Here is a 15,794-nt window from a genome sequence, read left to right on the forward strand (position 1 = left end):
GCCTGAAATCGGCTTACGGGAAATTCGGGAAGTGGGGAGCTGTCAGCCGGCGGCCAGTTGCCGCGCCGCGCCATTGCGCCAGCGGGCCAGGTGTTCATCGGCGTAACGGCGCACGCAGCGCAATACGGCGCTTTCGTGCTGCACAAGGAAGAAGTGGTGACCGTCGAACATGTCGAGGGAAAAGCCGCTGGCGGCATCGAGTTGCCAGTCGAGCAACTGGTCGGCGCGCACGCTGTCCTGCTTGCCGCCGAACACGTGGATCGGCATGTCCAGCGGCGTGCGCTGGCCATAGATGAAGCTGCCGCACAACAGGAAATCGGCGCGCAGGATCGGCAGCATCAACTGCATCAACTCGGGGTTGGCCAGGGCTTCTTCGGCGGTGCCTTGCAGCTCGCGCAGGCGGGCAATCAGCTGCTCATCGGTTTTCTCGATGGCGTATTCGCTGACATCCCGGCGCGCCGGCCCGGCGGTGCCGGAGGCAAACAACGCGAGCGGCGCGGGCACACCGCGGGCCTTCAAGGCATGCGCCAGTTCGAACGCCAGCAGGCCGCCGAGGCTGTGGCCGAACAAGGCGTAGGGGCCGCTCAAGTCGCGGCTGATCTCTTCCGCGAGCTGCGCCGCCAGGGCCTTGATATCGCGCTGCAGGGGCTCGTCCATGCGCATGCCACGCCCGGGCAATTCCAGCGGGCACACGTGCAGCCATTCCGGCAGGGCTCGGCGCCAACGCGCGTAGACCATGGCGCTGGCACCCGAATAGGGCAGGCAAAACAGGCGCAGTCGCGTCGGCGCAGTCATCGGCCGACGACTCCAAACTGAAACACGCTGTATGCACGATAGAAACCCATTTCGTCCTCCTGCGGGGGCTGATCCTTGGCCGTTTTACTAACGGACCTGTCACCCAGAAGAACGGACGGCACCGGCAAATAATTAGTCGCCGGGGGCGAGCGCGACGTGGTTCACATCTAACAAGAAAGCATAAGATTAGTTCGTCTTCTCATTTGACAATCATTATCATTAAGCATAATTTGTTGCCCGATGTGTAGGAGGCCTCAGCAAGGACGCCCTCCCCTAACCTCTTTTGCGACAAGGTGATTTCCATGACGGAACCAGTAACCACAGGCAGGTGCGACTCACCACTTCTCCAGGCTTTCGTCGACAATCGACTGATATTGGTGAAGATCGCGGCACGCATTACCGGCTGCCGCTCGCGGGCCGAAGACGTAGTGCAGGACGCCTACTTCCGGCTGCAATCCGCGCCGACGATCACCTCGTCGTTCAAGGCCCAGTTGAGCTATCTGTTCCAGATCGTGCGCAACCTGGCGATCGATCACTACCGCAAGCAGGCCCTGGAGCTCAAATACTCCGGGACGGAAGAGGAAGGCTTGAATGTGGTTATTCACGGCGCTTCACCGGAAACCTCGCATATCAACTTCAATACCCTGGAAAACATCGCCGACGCCCTGACGGAGCTGCCGCAACGCACCCGCTACGCGTTCGAGATGTACCGCCTGCACGGCGTGCCGCAAAAGGACATCGCCAAGGAACTCGGCGTCTCGCCGACCCTGGTGAACTTCATGATCCGCGACGCGCTGGTGCATTGCCGCAAAGTTTCGGGCAACCACAGCGATACGTTTGCACGCCGGGTCTAAACGTTGATGCGCGAAGGGCCGGGCCGTTGCGCGCCAAGAATCAGCAGCGCCGCGCGTTTATGGGCGAAGTCGAATTCTCGCTGGCAATGGGGGCAACGATTCTGCGCGGAGCCTGCCGCCCCTTCTGCACACTGCGCATCCAGGTAGAAGTAATGCACCATCGCCGCCAACCGCGCATCGAAACGCCGCAGGACTTCACCGTGGGAAAGGTCGCAAAGATCAGTGGGATGTGACATGAAGGACACTCGCAAACATCGTCAACCGTTGGTTGAGATGACGTGAGCAGCGCTAGGAAATTTAGCCGTCAGGGCGTCGGCATGACGTCAATGCGATAGGGTTCGAAAATCTTCAGCAGCTCGCCGCTGTCACGCAGGCGCTTGAGCAAGGCGGAAAAGGCCGCGCCGGTGATCGGCGCCTTGGGGCGCAGCAAGGCGTAGTGGTGGTAGACCTGGTCGATGCGCTCCGAAACCAGGAACTGCCCGGCCATGTCCGCATTGCGCACCAGGAAATCACTCAGGTAGGAACGCGTGACCAGCGCAATATCCGCACGCCCGCGCACCACCATCAGCAGGTTGCTGTCATGGGAATACGTCAACGTGGCGTTGAACTGCTCGGCCAGGTACTTGGGGTCGGGGTTGAAATGCGCGAAGGCGTAGTGATAGCCGCTGAACACTGCCAGGCGTTTGCCGGTGAGGTCGGTGAAATAGTCCTGGCCGCGATCGAGCTGCCGCTGGGCGACGAAGATTTCCGCGTCTTCCAGGCCCATGTCCACGCTGGTGTGAGGAATTTTCTGCCAGCCCCAGTCGGGGTTTTCGAAAATGGCCATGTCGATACGGCCCTGCTCGAAATCACGAAAACGTCGCGGGATGGAGGTGGGCACCAGTACGAACTGGTAGTCGGCCTGTGAAGCATTGAGCGCTTCGACCAACTGCGGCAGCAGCCCGGTGTCGGCGCCCTGCTCGGGGCGCACGGTGTAGGGTGGAAAGTGCGCGGCGCCGATCCGCACCAATTGCGCAGCCGAAGCCGGCATCCACCACGCGGTGCCCAGTGCCCAAAAAGTAAGTCCTGCAGCCAGCCGCCATGGCGAAAACATCAAGGCACACACCGTTCACTACGTTAATGGCGATAAGCTAGGCGTTTTTGTCTGGCGAGACAACTTTTTCACCGTCAAATGAATAGCTTGCGCCTCAGTCGGGCTTCAACACCATCAGCAGGGCTTCTTCAGCCAACTCTTCCAGCGTCAGGCTGCCCTCGGCGCGAAACCAGGTGGTGGTCCAGGACAGCGCACCGGTGAGGAAACGCCGGGTGATAAACACATCGCCCTTGATGTAGCCCGCCGCCTTGGCCTCACCCAGCACCTGCAGCCAGATCTGTTCATATACTTCGCGCAGGGCCAGTACCTGGGCCTGGCCCTCGGCCGACAGCGAACGCCATTCATAGACCAACACCGCCATGGCTTCGCCACTGCCGCCCATGATCGACTGCAACTCGCAACGGATCAGCGCCAGCACGCGTTCGCGCACGGTGGTCGCTTCTTCGAGCGAGGCGCGCATCATCGCCGTGTTGTAATGAATGGTTTCCTCCATCACCGCCCGCAGGATCTCGTCCTTGCTCTTGAAGTGATGAAAGATGCTGCCGGACTGGATGCCCACGGCGCCGGCCAGGTCGCGCACCGTGGTGCGTTCAAATCCCTTGTTGCGAAACAGGTGAGCCGCGGTCTGCAGCAACTTGCCCCGGGCACTGTCGGGGTCAGTCAATTGGCCACCGTCGACCATGGTGCGCATCACCCGCAGGGCTTTTTGCTCATCCATGCTGCTCTCCTCTACTTCTACGGACGTCTTGGCCGGCAATTTAGGCCGTGGCCGCCACCCAAGCAAGCGCTTGGGCAAAACTTGTGTCTGGAGTTTACAAACCAAGCGCTTGCTTGGTAGTCTCATTGCCAGCCATTCGAGGAAGGATTTCTCATGAGCAAGACGGTTCGTATCGGCTGCGCCAGCGCCTTCTGGGGCGACACGTGCACGGCCGCCGCCCAATTGGTGCACGGCGGCGCACTGGATTACCTGGTGTTCGACTACCTGGCGGAAGTCACCTTGTCGATCCTCGCCGGTGCGCGGATCAAAGATCCCCAGGCCGGCTACGCCACGGATTTTGTCGAAGTGTTGACGCCGCTGCTCGGCGAGATCCAGCGCCAGGGCATCCGCGTGATCAGCAACGCCGGCGGTATCCACCCGCAGGCCTGCGCCGCCGCCCTGCAAGCGGCCTGCGACAAGGCCCAGGTCCCGCTGAAAATCGCCGTGTTGCTCGGCGACGACCTGCACCCTCAACTCAAGCACCTGCAGGGCATCACCGATATGTTCAACGGCGAGCCGCTGCCGCCCCTGTGCGTGTCGGCCAATGCCTACCTCGGCGCACCCGGGATTGTCCAGGCACTGCAGTTGGGTGCAGATATCGTGATCACCGGTCGCGTGGTCGACAGCGCGGTGGTCAGCGCAGCGCTGGTGCATGCCTTCGACTGGTCCTGGCAGGACTATGACCGCCTGGCCCAGGCGGCACTGGCCGGGCACATCATCGAGTGCGGCGCGCAATGCACCGGCGGCAACTTTACCGATTGGCGCGAGGTGCCGGACTACGAGCACATCGGCTTCCCCATCGTCGAAGTGAGTGCCGACGGCCAGTTCACCGTGAACAAGGTCGATGGCACGGGCGGCCTGATCAGCGAACTCAGCGTGGCCGAGCAACTGCTGTATGAGATCGGCGACCCACGCGCCTACTTCTTGCCCGATGTGATCTGCGATTTCAGCCAGGTCAAATTGCACCAGCAAGGCAAACACAGCGTGCGCCTGCACGGTGCCAGGGGCTTGCCGCCGACCGACCAGTACAAGGTCAGTGCAACTTACCCGGACGGCTTTCGCTGCACCGCCAGTTGCCTGATTGCCGGCATCGACGCGGTGGCCAAGGCCGAGCGCGTCAGCCAGGCGATCATCAACAAGACCGCCGAACTCTTCAGCCAGCGCGGCTGGGCGCCCTACACCGACGTGAACATCGAGTTGCTCGGCAGCGAAGCCACCTACGGCGCCCACGCCCAGCGCCAGGATTGCCGCGAGGTGGTGGTGAAGATGGCGGTGCGGCACCCGAGCAAACAGGCCTTGGTGCTGTTCGCCCGCGAGATCGCCCAGGCGGCCACTGGCATGGCGCCGGGGCTGACCGGCATTGTCGGGGGACGCCCGACCGTGTACCCGCTGATTCGCCTGTTTTCATTCCTGATCGACAAGTCCGCCTGTGGGGTGGTGATCGACTTCCAGGGCGACAAACACCCCTGCGCGCTGCCGACCGCCGACGCCCCTCTCCTGCCGGCCGCCGCCGTGGATCCGCCCAAACCCCAAGGCCGCGCCGACGCCAGTGTGCCGTTGGTGAAGCTGGCCGTGGCGCGCTCCGGCGACAAGGGCAACCACAGCAATATCGGCGTGATCGCGCGCGCCCCGGAGTACCTGCCGTGGATCGCCGAGACGCTGACCCCGGAAGTCATCGTCGACTGGATGGGCCACGTGCTCGACCCCGTGCACGGCCGCGTCGAGCGCTGGTACCTGCCCGGCAGCCACAGCCTCAACTTCCTGCTGGAGAACGCCCTGGGCGGTGGCGGCATCGCCAGCCTGCGCATCGACCCGCAAGGCAAGGCCTTCGCCCAGCAACTGCTGGAAATTCCCATCGCCGTGCCGCAACACATCGCTGATCAACTCACTTAAAGGAGCGTTGCCGTGGCCTTCGACTCGATCTTCAAAGCCGACCTGTTCCAGGGACATACCGTGATCGTCACCGGCGGTGGCAGCGGGATTGGCCGCTGCACCGCCCACGAGCTGGCGGCCCTTGGCGCCCGCGTGATACTGGTCGGACGCAAGCCGGAAAAACTGCAGAAGGTCGCGGCGGAAATTGCCGAGGATGGCGGCACTGCCCATTGGCAGGCCTGCGATATTCGTGATGAAGAGGCGGTGAAAGCGCTGGTCACGCAGATCATTCAAGCACATGGCCCAGTGCATGGCCTGGTGAATAACGCCGGTGGCCAGTACCCGTCGCCACTCGCGTCGATCAATCAGAAGGGCTTTGAAACCGTGCTGCGCACCAACCTGGTGGGCGGTTTCCTGATGGCGCGGGAGGTGTTCAACCAGTCGATGAGCAAGCATGGCGGTGCCATCGTCAACATGCTTGCCGACATGTGGGGCGGCATGCCCGGCATGGGCCACTCCGGCGCGGCACGCTCGGGCATGGACAACTTCACCAAGACCGCCGCCTTCGAATGGGGGTATGCCGGGGTGCGGGTCAATGCCGTGGCGCCGGGCTGGATCGCCTCCAGTGGCATGGACACTTACGAGGGCGCGTTCAAGGCGGTGATCCCGACCCTGCGTGAACACGTGCCGCTCAAGCGGATCGGCACCGAGTCGGAAGTCAGCGCGGCCATCGTGTTTCTGCTCAGCCCCGCCGCGGCCTTTGTCAGCGGCAGCACCCTGCGCATCGACGGCGCCGCCAGCCTGGGCAGCCGCGCCTGGCCGTTGCACAAGGCCGCGTCGCCAAGTGAACCGTTCAACGGTTTTCACCGCGCGTACCTGCCCGATGTCCTCAAGGCGGAGCGCTGAACCATGCCGGTGATTGAAAGCCTGATCGACGCCCACAGCCCGCAGTTTGCGCAGAACCGCGAAGCCATGCTGGAAGGCATCCAACACCTGCGCCAGCTGGAACACGCGCTGCTCGCCAAGGCGCAGGTGGCCAAACCGAAGTTCGACCAGCGCGGCCAACTGCTGCCACGCGAACGCCTCAATTTGCTGCTGGACCCCGGCGCACCGTTCCTCGAACTGGCGAGCCTGGCCGGCTACAAACTGCATGATGACAAGGACGGCAGCGCCGCCGGTGGCGGCTTGATCGCCGGCATCGGCTACGTCAGCGGCGTGCGCATGCTGGTGGTGGCCAATAACAGCGCAATCAAGGGCGGCACCATTTCCCCCACGGGCCTGAAGAAATCCCTGCGCCTGCAACAGATCGCCATGGAGAACAAACTGCCGGTGGTGACCCTGGCCGAAAGCGGCGGGGCCAACCTCAACTATGCCGCCGAGATTTTCGTCGAAGGCGCGCGCAGCTTCGCCAACCAGGCGCGCATGTCGGCCATGGGCTTGCCGCAGATCACCGTGGTGCACGGCTCGGCCACTGCAGGTGGGGCGTATCAGCCGGGGTTGTCGGACTACGTGGTGGTGGTGCGCGGCAAGGCCAAGCTGTTCCTCGCCGGGCCGCCGCTGCTCAAGGCCGCCACCGGTGAAGTCGCCACGGATGAAGAACTGGGCGGCGCCGAGATGCATGCGCAAACCGCCGGCACCGCCGAATACCTGGCGGAAAACGATGCCGACGGCGTGCGCATCGTGCGCGAGATTGTCAGCCTGTTGCCGTGGGATGAGCGCCTGCCGCCGGCGTCGAGACGGGCGTATGCCGAGCCGCTGTATCCCATCGACGAGCTGTTGGGGTTGATCCCCGATGACCCGAAGAAACCCTATGACGTGCGCGAGATCCTCGCGCGGCTGGCGGACGGCTCGCAGTTCCTCGAGTTCAAGGGCGAGTTCGATGCCCACACGGTCTGCGGCCACCTGCAGATCCAGGGCCGCGCCGTCGGCGTGATCGGCAACAACGGCCCGATCACGCCCAAGGGCGCGAGCAAGGCCGCCCAGTTCATCCAACTGTGCGACCAGAGCCGCACGCCGCTGCTGTTCCTGCACAACACCACCGGCTTCATGGTGGGCACCGAGTCGGAGCAACAAGGCGTGATCAAGCACGGTGCGAAGATGATCCAGGCGGTGGCCAACGCGCGGGTGCCTAAACTCACGGTGGTGGTCGGCGGTTCGTACGGCGCCGGCAACTATGCGATGTGCGGGCGTGGCCTGGACCCACGGTTTATCTTCGCCTGGCCCAACAGCCGCACGGCGGTCATGGGCGGTGCGCAGGCGGGCAAGGTGCTGCGGATTGTCACCGAGGCCAAGCAGTTGAAGGACGGCCTGGTGCCGGATCCCAAGGTGCTGGACATGCTCGAGCAGGTCACGGCGCAGAAGCTCGACAGCCAATCCACTGCGCTGTATGGCAGTGCGAATCTGTGGGATGACGGGCTGATTGATCCCCGCGATACCCGCATGCTGCTGGGGTTGCTGCTGGATATTTGTCATGAGGCTGATGTGCGGCAGTTGCAGCCCAACAGCTTTGGCGTGGCGCGTTTCTAACGCTCAGGAGAACAACAACAATGATCTTCACCCAGGAACACCAGGCACTGCGCCGCACCGTCCGCGCCTTCGTCGACCGCGAGATCAACCCCCATGTGGATGAATGGGAAAAAGCCGGGCGCTTCCCCATCCACGAGATCTTTCGCAAGGCCGGCGACCTCGGCCTGCTGGGCATCTCCAAGCCGGAACAGTTCGGCGGCATGGGCCTGGACTACAGCTATTCGATCGTCGCCGCCGAAGAGTTCGGCACCATCCGCTGCGGTGGCATCCCCATGTCCATCGGCGTGCAGACCGACATGTGCACCCCCGCCCTTGCCCGCTTCGGTTCCGATGAGCTGCGCGATGAATTCCTGCGCCCGGCCATCAGCGGCGAACAGGTGGGCTGTATCGGCGTGTCGGAAACCGGCGCCGGTTCCGACGTGGCCGGGCTGAAAACCCACGCGCGCAAGGACGGCGACGACTACGTGATCAACGGCAGCAAAATGTGGATCACCAACTCGCCCAGCGCCGATTTTATCTGCCTGCTTGCCAACACTTCCGATGACAAGCCGCACATCAACAAGTCGCTGATCATGGTGCCGATGAACACCCCGGGGATCAGCGTCAGCCCGCCCCTGGAAAAGCTCGGCATGCACAGTTCGGAAACGGCCCAGGTGTTTTTCGATGACGTGCGCGTGCCACAGCGCAACCGCATCGGCCACGAAGGTGCAGGCTTCATGATGCAGATGCTGCAGTTCCAGGAAGAACGGCTGTTTGGCGCGGCCAATATGATCAAGGGCCTGGAGTACTGCATCGACAGCACCATCGCCTACTGCCAGGAGCGCCAGACCTTCGGCAAGGCGCTGATCGACAACCAGGTCATCCACTTTCGCCTGGCCGAACTGGCCACCGAAATCGAATGCCTGCGCGCGCTGGTCTACCAGGCCACCGAGCAATACATCAAAGGCCAGGACGTAACCCGCCTGGCCTCCATGGCCAAGCTCAAGGCCGGGCGCCTGGGCCGTGAAGTCAGCGACAGTTGCCTGCAATACTGGGGCGGCATGGGCTTCATGTGGGACAACCCGGTGGCGCGGGCTTATCGCGATGTGCGCCTGGTCTCGATTGGCGGCGGCGCCGACGAAATCATGCTGGGCATCATCTGCAAACTGATGGGCACCTTGCCGGGGAAAAAAGCATGAACACGCTCTTGCTGGAGCCGCATAACGGCGTGCTGCACATCACCCTCAATCGCCCTGAAAACCGTAATGCGATGAGCCTGGAAATGGTCAATGAACTGCGCGCGGTGCTGGCGCAACTCGACGGCCAGGTACGCGCCTTGGTGATCAGCGGCGCCGGCGGGCATTTCTGCGCCGGGGCCGATGTGAAGGACCTGGTCACGGCGGGTACTCAACTCCAGGCGCTGAACCGGGCGTTTGGCACCTTGTTGCAAGAAGTCGAGGCGGTTCCCCAAGTCGTGATCGTGGTGCTGCAAGGCGCGGTGCTGGGCGGCGGCTTTGGCCTGGCGTGCGTGAGTGATATCGCGATTGCCGATCACCAGGCGCAGTTCGGTTTGCCGGAGACCAGCCTGGGCTTGCTGCCGGCGCAGATTGCGCCGTTCGTGGTCAAGCGTATCGGCCTGACCCAGGCCCGCCGACTGGCACTGACGGCGGCGCGCTTTGACGGCCTTGAAGCCGAGCGGCTGGGCGTCGTGCACTTCACCGAGCGCGACCCGCAGGCATTGGCGGAGCGCCTGGACGAGGTGCTGGGGCAGGTACTGCGCTGCGCGCCGGGAGCGAATGGACGGACCAAATCCCTGTTGCTGGCGAGTGTGGATGAGCCGCTTGAGGCGGTGCTGGATCGCGGCGCGCAGTGGTTTGCCGAGGCGGTGAGAAGTGAAGAAGGGATTGAGGGGACGCAGGCGTTTGTGCAGAAACGCAAACCGCGCTGGTGCAAATGACGTCCTCGCAGGCAAGCCAGCGCCCACAGGGAAATGCATTCCAACGGTGAGAGCGGCGCTGCGACAACCCGACCTGCCCGCAATGAGGCCCGAACCATCACCCCATCAGTCAAGGGATAAGCCCATGCCCGACTTCACCAAGATCCTGATCGCCAACCGCGGCGAAATCGCCTGCCGCATCCAGCGCACCGCCCAGGCCCTGGGCTACCGCACGGTTGCGGTCTACAGCGACGCCGACGCGCAGGCGCTGCATGTGCAGATGGCCGATGAGGCGGTGAATATCGGGCCCGCGCCGGTGCAGCAGTCCTACCTGAATATCCCGGCGATTATCCAAGCGGCCAGGCTCACCGGCGCCGATGCGGTGCATCCCGGCTACGGCTTTCTGTCGGAAAACCCCGCGTTCGCCCGCGCCTGCCAACACGCCGGCCTGACGTTCATCGGCCCCAGCGCCGAGGCCATCGAGCTGATGGGCAGCAAGCGCCTGTCCAAACTCGCCATGCTCGAGGCCGGGGTGCCGTGTATCGCTGGCTACCAGGGCGCGGCCCAGGACGACAGCACACTGCAGCGAGAAGCCGAGCGCATCGGCTATCCCTTGATGATCAAGGCCAGTGCCGGCGGCGGCGGTCGAGGCATGCGCCTGGTGCATCAGCCCGAGGCGCTGTTGGACAACCTGCACACCGCCCGCTCGGAGGCGAAAAACGCCTTCGGCAGTGACGAACTGATCCTCGAACAGGCGTTGATCGAGCCGCGCCACGTCGAAATCCAGGTGTTTGGCGACAGCCACGGCCACCTCATCTACCTGGGTGAGCGTGACTGCTCGATCCAGCGGCGCCATCAGAAAATCATCGAAGAAGCACCCTGCCCGGTGATGACGCCCGCGCTGCGCCAGGCCATGGGCGAAGCCGCACTCAGGGCGGGACGCGCGGTGAATTATGTCGGCGCAGGTACCGTGGAGTTTCTGCTCGATCGCAACGGCCAGTTCTACTTTCTGGAAATGAACACCCGCCTGCAGGTGGAGCATCCGGTCACCGAATTGATCACCGGCCTCGACCTGGTGGACTGGCAACTGCAGATCGCCGCCGGCCACCCCCTGCCGCTGGACCAGGCAGGCGTGACCCTCAGCGGCCACGCCATGGAAGTGCGCCTGTACGCCGAAGACCCGGCCCAGGGCTTTCTGCCGCAAACCGGCAAGGTCCTGCATTGGCAACCGGCGGCGGGCGTGCGGGTTGACCATGGCGTGCTGGAGGGCCAACGCATCAGCCCGTTCTACGACCCGATGCTGGGCAAAATCATCGCCCACGGCGCCACCCGCGAAGAGGCCCGGCGCAAGCTGCTGCGCGCAGTAGAAGACACGGTGCTGCTGGGGGTGGCGAGCAATCAGCACCTGCTGGCCGACCTGCTCAAGCACCCGGGGTTTGTCAGCGCTGACTTCAGTACCGGGTTTATTGCCGAACACTTCAGCGAGGTGCCAGCCCTGGCGGCGACCGAGGAACAGCTCGCCGTGGCCGCCGCGCTGTTTTATCAACACAGCGCCGGCCAGCATCGCCAGGGGTTGGCGGGCTGGCGCAACAACGCCACGCTGGCGTGGACCTACCGCCTGGCCGTCCACGACGAGGTCCGCGAAGTCGCGGTCAGCGTGCTGGAGAACGAGCGCCTGCACGCCAACGGCCTCGACATCCACCCCCTTGCCACCGACGGGCGCTGGGCCAGCCTGATCATCAATGGCATCCGCCGGCGTATCGCCTATCACCTTGATGGCGACCAGCTGTGGCTGCCCGGCATCACCGTGACCAACCGCACCCAGCAGGTCGTCGAGCGCCAGGCGGACGCCGGCAACGGCCGGGTCAAGGCCCCGATGGATGGTGCCATTGTCGATGTGCGGGTCAGCGCCGGCGACACCGTGAGCAAAGGCCAGCTGTTGCTGGTGCTGGAGGCGATGAAAATGGAGCACCCGCTGAAGGCCGACAGGGACGGCGTGGTCAAGGGCGTGCAGGTGACTGCCGGCGATCAGGTGCGCAATCGCCAGGTTTTGCTCGAGATCGAATAAGCGCTGGGCGGGAACTACAGGGCCGGGCTACGCTCTATCCCCATCAGTAAGGGATGAGTACGGGAAGCTGCACAATGCCTCATTGGCTGATTATTGACCTTGAAGCCACGACGGATGACGGCGGCTGGCCCGTGACGGAGATGGAAGTCATCGAGATCGGCGCGAGCCTGGTGAACCGCCAGGGCCGCGAGCTGGACCACTTCCAGCGATTCGTACGGCCCCTGCGTCGGCCCTTGTTGACGCCCTTTTGTCGCAAGCTGACCCACATCACCCAGGCGAATATCGACAGCGCGTTGCCGATGATCGAGGTGTGGTCGCTGTTCGAGCGCTGGCTGGGCCAGCACCAGGCACGCCTGGAGGGCTGGGCCAGCTGGGGTGACTACGACCGTGTGCAACTGGAACTGGAATGGCAGCGCCATGAGCTGGCCAGTGCACTCGCCCACACGCCCCATGTAAACCTCAAGCAGCGCTTCGCCAAGGCCCGGCGCCTGGACAAGCCGCTGGGGCTCAACGCCGCCCTGCAATTGGCGGGAATGCAGTTCCATGGGCAGCAACATCGGGCCCTGGAAGACGCGCGCAACACCGCCCGGCTGCTGCCGCTGATTTTGCCGGTCTAGGCAGCTCCCGAAGGCTTGGGCATACTGGCCAGCCTTTTTGCGTAATCTGCTCTTCCTGCAGGCGCCGGCTTGCCGCCGATAAGGCCCTCAAGCCTTGCATCGGGCGCCTGCAGGAAGCAGGAAGCCTTAACCCACTTTCCGAGGAATCGCCCATGTTTAAAGTCAACGAGTACTTCGACGGCACCGTCAAGTCGATCGCTTTCGGCACCGCTGAAGGTCCGGCGACCATCGGCGTCATGGCCCCGGGCGAATACGAATTCGGCACCGCCCAGCGTGAAATCATGCACGTGGTGTCCGGTGCCCTGACCGTCAAGCTGCCCGACGCCAGCGACTGGGAAACCTTCGCCGCCGGCAGCCAGTTCAACGTACCGGCCAACAGCAAGTTCCAGCTGAAGGTCGCCGTGGACACCGCTTACCTGTGCGAATACCGCGGCTAAGCCGTCGACCGGTCAAAAAAATGCCCGTCTCCTGCGAGACGGGCATTTTTTATGCGCGCGGCACCCTATTCAAGCAGCGTCACCGGCATGCCGACTTCAAGCCGGCCCACGCCGTCATTGACCAGGTTCTGGCCAAAAATCGCGCCGTTTTCGGTCTTGCGATATGCCTCAAGGGTCGCGAAAGGCTCGCGGTCGGCACTGCGTTCGCCGGTGTGCGGGTCGATGGTGGTGAGGATGCACCGTGAGCACGGCTTGACCGCGCGGAATTCGACATCGCCAATGCGCAGGCGCTTCCAGCCGTCTTCGGCAAAGGCGGCGCTGCCTTCGATCACAAGGTTGGGGCGAAAGCGCAGCATCTCCATGGGCCGGCCGATGCGTTGCGAGAGGTCGTCCAGGGAGGCCTGGCCGATCAGCAGCAACGGGTAACCATCGGCGAACGCGACCTGGTCGTCATCGCGCCCGTAGCCCGCTTCGGTGGTACGCGCACGTTCAAGGGGAATGTGCACCAGCCGGGTCGGCTTGCCGATAAAGTCACTGACCCACGCCGCCGCTTCGTCGCCTGCGTCCGGCACGCGCAGGGTGTCGCGCCAGATGGTCACACCGCGCAACGCGGCGTCGCCGGCCGGCAACGCCACGTCCAGCGGCGCATACCCGGGCGAACTCAAGCTCAGGCCACCGCTGCTGCTCCACAGCGCCGACAACTGGCTCATCTTCGCCACGGCCCGCTGCGTGAGGAAACGCCCACTGGCCTCGTCCACCAGCATCCAGCGTCGATCCCCGTCCAGCCCCAGCTTATCCAGGCCGATGTGTTGCAGGCTCTCGGCCTTGCCGGACTTCAAGGGGTAACGGTACAACGCGCTGAGACGAAGCATGGGCCTGCATTCCTGAGGGGCAAAGCCGTCACCCTAAGGTCAAGCCGGCACTTCGTCCAGCATCAGACGCTGACGCACCACATCGACGAGTTTGTCGGGCTGGAATTTGGACAGGAAGTTGTCGCAACCGACCTTCTTCACCATCGAATCGTTGAAGCTGCCCGACAGCGACGTGTGCAACACCACATACAGCCCACGCAGGCGCGGGTCGTTGCGGATCTCGGTGGTGAGGCGGTAACCGTCCATCTCGGGCATTTCGGCGTCGGTGAAGATCATCAGCAGTTTGTCGGTCATCACCTGGCCGCTGTCGGCCCAGGCCTTGAGCATGTTCAGCGCCTTGAGGCCGTCACTGGCGATGTGCATCTTCACGCCCAACTGGCCGAGGGTGTCGCGCAGTTGCGACAAGGCCACATTGGAGTCGTCGACCAGCAGCACTTCGCGACCACGCGCACGCTCCAGCACCGGGTCGTCGAGTTTTTCGCGGGAGACCTTGGCGTTGTACGGCACGATTTCGGCGAGGACTTTTTCCACGTCGATGATCTCCACCAACTGGTCATCGACCTTGCTGATGGCGGTGAGGTAGTGCTGGCGCCCGGCGCTGGTCGGCGGCGGCAGGATAGCCTCCCAGTTCATGTTGACGATGCGGTCCACGCCGCCCACCAGGAACGCCTGCACCGAGCGGTTGTACTCCGTGACGATAATCGTGCTGTTCGGCCCAGGCACCAAGGGGCGCATGCCAATCGCCTGGGACAGGTCGATCACCGGCAGCGTCTGGCCACGCAGGTTGACCACGCCGCACACGAACGGGTGGCGCTGGGGCATCAAGGTCAACTTGGGCAATTGCAGGACTTCCTGGACCTTGAACACGTTGATCGCGAACAGCTGGCGCCCGGCCAGGCGAAACATGAGGATTTCCAGGCGATTCTCACCCACCAGTTGCGTGCGTTGGTCTACCGTGTCGAGAATGCCGGCCATTAAAAGCTCCTGGTGTGCGCTGAAAGTGTGGCGCGAGGGTGAGTGCATTGCATGGAGAGGTTATCGGCGGCGAGCGCCAGACCTTGACCCTGGTAAAATGCCATGTAAATTCATTGATGTCACACTGACATCATGGTTTACTGCGAACGCCGCTCCAGAGGCGGTGCAGCGACGTTGCGCGACATTCAAATCGACGCAAGGTTCCGCTATCTAAGGGATTCCCTTAGACACAATCGGGCCCAACCTGATATTCGCAATATCTAATAGCCATTAATGTGACGCCATTCTCAATGCATGAATGGAGTCAGGCTTTTGTTTGCCATCCCAAGCCCTCGGCCCACGGGCCTTCCAGACCTCCACGCGAGGGTAACTGAAGGTGTGCAACGGACCCCGCTCATGAGGGCCGCGCATCGCCGTCGCCATCATTCAAATAAGCGTCCTACTGAAATCTCAGAAGCGACCTACAGATTTCAGTCATATTTCAGCGCTAGTTTTAAGCCATTCACCCGGTGCGACATCTCATCACCCGACCTTAAGTTGTGGAGACTTGCATGATGAACGACGGTAACGAGTGGCAACTTGCACTTCCCGAGTTTCTGCATGAAGCCGAGAAGCTACTGGCCAAGTCCGAAGAGTGCCTCAGTCATCTGCATATGATCCGCAATGACAGTGACGCGATCGACTGCATGAAAATCAGCCTGATCAAGCTGGCCGAAAAGGCCGACGCCCTGGCACTGCAGGCCATCAGCGAGTTCTCACGGCACATCCAGTACCTGATCGCGAATGCCGAAAACCCTCTGCACCTGCATGACCAGGCCCTGGATGCGCTGCATGATTGCCTGACGTTACTGGCCTGGCAGCTGGAACTCATCGACGCCAAGACCGGCCAACTGACCCTGGACGAAACCGAGCAAACGACCTTGATTGCCACGGTCATCCTGCAGATCCCACAAAAAGACTTCAGCAGCAAACCGCAACAACGAATGCATCACACGTCCTGAACCAATGACAGG

16 protein-coding genes are annotated in these 15,794 nt (G+C 63.1%); 10 read left to right on the top strand and 6 right to left on the bottom strand.

Annotated features, from left to right (window positions below; all coding sequences use genetic code 11):
- Positions 1–42: 42 nt before the first annotated feature.
- On the bottom strand, positions 43–795 hold the full coding sequence (locus tag JFU04_RS20870) for a thioesterase II family protein (RefSeq protein WP_065903494.1): 753 nt from the start codon (positions 793–795) through the stop codon (positions 43–45).
- A 302-nt stretch (positions 796–1,097) separates the two neighbouring features.
- Here JFU04_RS20870 and JFU04_RS20875 point away from each other — a divergent pair, with 302 nt between their 5' ends.
- Positions 1,098–1,649 (top strand): RNA polymerase factor sigma-70, encoded by a 552-nt coding sequence (locus JFU04_RS20875; protein ID WP_065903497.1) that lies wholly within the window; start codon positions 1,098–1,100, stop codon positions 1,647–1,649.
- Here the strand turns inward: JFU04_RS20875 and JFU04_RS20880 are convergent.
- The 3 genes from JFU04_RS20880 to JFU04_RS20890 form a co-directional block, all read right to left on the bottom strand.
- Positions 1,646–1,885, bottom strand: coding sequence for a hypothetical protein (locus JFU04_RS20880; RefSeq protein ID WP_201145649.1), 240 nt, complete (start codon positions 1,883–1,885; stop codon positions 1,646–1,648). The two genes, JFU04_RS20875 and JFU04_RS20880, sit on opposite strands and share 4 nt — an antisense overlap.
- A gap of 68 nt (positions 1,886–1,953) precedes the next feature.
- On the bottom strand, positions 1,954–2,742 hold the full coding sequence (locus tag JFU04_RS20885) for a substrate-binding periplasmic protein (protein WP_083221366.1): 789 nt from the start codon (positions 2,740–2,742) through the stop codon (positions 1,954–1,956).
- A gap of 94 nt (positions 2,743–2,836) precedes the next feature.
- A complete protein-coding gene (locus JFU04_RS20890; protein ID WP_201145650.1) occupies positions 2,837–3,460 on the bottom strand; it encodes a TetR/AcrR family transcriptional regulator in 624 nt (207 codons plus the stop codon).
- A 153-nt stretch (positions 3,461–3,613) separates the two neighbouring features.
- On the opposite strand from JFU04_RS20890, the gene JFU04_RS20895 reads away from it, so the two are divergent.
- From JFU04_RS20895 to ppnP, 8 genes are all read left to right on the top strand, one after another.
- A complete protein-coding gene (locus JFU04_RS20895) occupies positions 3,614–5,392 on the top strand; it encodes an acyclic terpene utilization AtuA family protein (RefSeq protein ID WP_201145651.1) in 1,779 nt (592 codons plus the stop codon).
- 12 nt (positions 5,393–5,404) lie between these two features.
- Positions 5,405–6,277 (top strand): SDR family oxidoreductase, encoded by an 873-nt coding sequence (locus JFU04_RS20900; protein WP_065903510.1) that lies wholly within the window; start codon positions 5,405–5,407, stop codon positions 6,275–6,277.
- Between the two features lie 3 nt (positions 6,278–6,280).
- Positions 6,281–7,897, top strand: coding sequence for an acyl-CoA carboxylase subunit beta (locus JFU04_RS20905; RefSeq protein WP_201145652.1), 1,617 nt, complete (start codon positions 6,281–6,283; stop codon positions 7,895–7,897).
- 20 nt (positions 7,898–7,917) lie between these two features.
- Entirely contained in the window at positions 7,918–9,075 is a 1,158-nt protein-coding gene (gene atuD, locus JFU04_RS20910) for a citronellyl-CoA dehydrogenase (RefSeq protein WP_065903517.1), read from the top strand.
- Entirely contained in the window at positions 9,072–9,833 is a 762-nt protein-coding gene (locus tag JFU04_RS20915; RefSeq protein ID WP_065903520.1) for an enoyl-CoA hydratase/isomerase family protein, read from the top strand. The genes atuD and JFU04_RS20915 overlap by 4 nt, the downstream gene beginning before the upstream one ends.
- A gap of 124 nt (positions 9,834–9,957) precedes the next feature.
- Positions 9,958–11,880 carry an acetyl/propionyl/methylcrotonyl-CoA carboxylase subunit alpha gene (locus JFU04_RS20920; protein WP_201145653.1) on the top strand — a complete coding sequence of 641 codons (1,923 nt, stop codon included), beginning with the start codon at positions 9,958–9,960 and terminating at the stop codon, positions 11,878–11,880.
- Between the two features lie 74 nt (positions 11,881–11,954).
- Positions 11,955–12,497, top strand: a complete 543-nt coding sequence (locus tag JFU04_RS20925; protein ID WP_065903525.1) for an exonuclease domain-containing protein — start codon at positions 11,955–11,957, stop codon at positions 12,495–12,497.
- Positions 12,498–12,649: 152 nt separating this feature from the next.
- On the top strand, positions 12,650–12,934 hold the full coding sequence (gene ppnP, locus JFU04_RS20930; protein WP_058424671.1) for a pyrimidine/purine nucleoside phosphorylase: 285 nt from the start codon (positions 12,650–12,652) through the stop codon (positions 12,932–12,934).
- A 65-nt stretch (positions 12,935–12,999) separates the two neighbouring features.
- Here the strand turns inward: ppnP and JFU04_RS20935 are convergent, their stop codons facing one another.
- Entirely contained in the window at positions 13,000–13,806 is an 807-nt protein-coding gene (locus tag JFU04_RS20935; RefSeq protein ID WP_120449320.1) for an MOSC domain-containing protein, read from the bottom strand.
- 39 nt (positions 13,807–13,845) lie between these two features.
- On the bottom strand, positions 13,846–14,781 hold the full coding sequence (locus tag JFU04_RS20940; RefSeq protein ID WP_065903528.1) for a chemotaxis protein CheV: 936 nt from the start codon (positions 14,779–14,781) through the stop codon (positions 13,846–13,848).
- Between the two features lie 551 nt (positions 14,782–15,332).
- Between JFU04_RS20940 and JFU04_RS20945 the strand changes: the two genes are divergently transcribed.
- Positions 15,333–15,782, top strand: a complete 450-nt coding sequence (locus JFU04_RS20945; protein WP_201145654.1) for a hypothetical protein — start codon at positions 15,333–15,335, stop codon at positions 15,780–15,782.
- The last annotated feature ends 12 nt before the right edge of the window (positions 15,783–15,794 follow it).

The organism is Pseudomonas sp. TH21, assembly GCF_016651025.1.
Taxonomy (GTDB): Bacteria; Pseudomonadota; Gammaproteobacteria; order Pseudomonadales; family Pseudomonadaceae; genus Aquipseudomonas; species Aquipseudomonas aylmerensis.

Excerpts from the sequence above, each read along its gene's own strand:
- JFU04_RS20870 (WP_065903494.1), bottom strand. The coding sequence starts at position 795 with ATGACTGCGCCGACGCGACTGCGCCTGTTTTGCCTGCCCTATTCGGGT.
- JFU04_RS20875 (WP_065903497.1), top strand. The coding sequence starts at position 1,098 with ATGACGGAACCAGTAACCACAGGCAGGTGCGACTCACCACTTCTCCAG.
- JFU04_RS20880 (WP_201145649.1), bottom strand. The coding sequence starts at position 1,885 with ATGTCACATCCCACTGATCTTTGCGACCTTTCCCACGGTGAAGTCCTG.
- JFU04_RS20885 (WP_083221366.1), bottom strand. The coding sequence starts at position 2,742 with ATGTTTTCGCCATGGCGGCTGGCTGCAGGACTTACTTTTTGGGCACTG.
- JFU04_RS20890 (WP_201145650.1), bottom strand. The coding sequence starts at position 3,460 with ATGGATGAGCAAAAAGCCCTGCGGGTGATGCGCACCATGGTCGACGGT.
- JFU04_RS20895 (WP_201145651.1), top strand. The coding sequence starts at position 3,614 with ATGAGCAAGACGGTTCGTATCGGCTGCGCCAGCGCCTTCTGGGGCGAC.
- JFU04_RS20905 (WP_201145652.1), top strand. The coding sequence starts at position 6,281 with ATGCCGGTGATTGAAAGCCTGATCGACGCCCACAGCCCGCAGTTTGCG.
- atuD (WP_065903517.1), top strand. The coding sequence starts at position 7,918 with ATGATCTTCACCCAGGAACACCAGGCACTGCGCCGCACCGTCCGCGCC.
- JFU04_RS20915 (WP_065903520.1), top strand. The coding sequence starts at position 9,072 with ATGAACACGCTCTTGCTGGAGCCGCATAACGGCGTGCTGCACATCACC.
- JFU04_RS20920 (WP_201145653.1), top strand. The coding sequence starts at position 9,958 with ATGCCCGACTTCACCAAGATCCTGATCGCCAACCGCGGCGAAATCGCC.
- JFU04_RS20925 (WP_065903525.1), top strand. The coding sequence starts at position 11,955 with ATGCCTCATTGGCTGATTATTGACCTTGAAGCCACGACGGATGACGGC.
- ppnP (WP_058424671.1), top strand. The coding sequence starts at position 12,650 with ATGTTTAAAGTCAACGAGTACTTCGACGGCACCGTCAAGTCGATCGCT.
- JFU04_RS20935 (WP_120449320.1), bottom strand. The coding sequence starts at position 13,806 with ATGCTTCGTCTCAGCGCGTTGTACCGTTACCCCTTGAAGTCCGGCAAG.
- JFU04_RS20940 (WP_065903528.1), bottom strand. The coding sequence starts at position 14,781 with ATGGCCGGCATTCTCGACACGGTAGACCAACGCACGCAACTGGTGGGT.
- JFU04_RS20945 (WP_201145654.1), top strand. The coding sequence starts at position 15,333 with ATGATGAACGACGGTAACGAGTGGCAACTTGCACTTCCCGAGTTTCTG.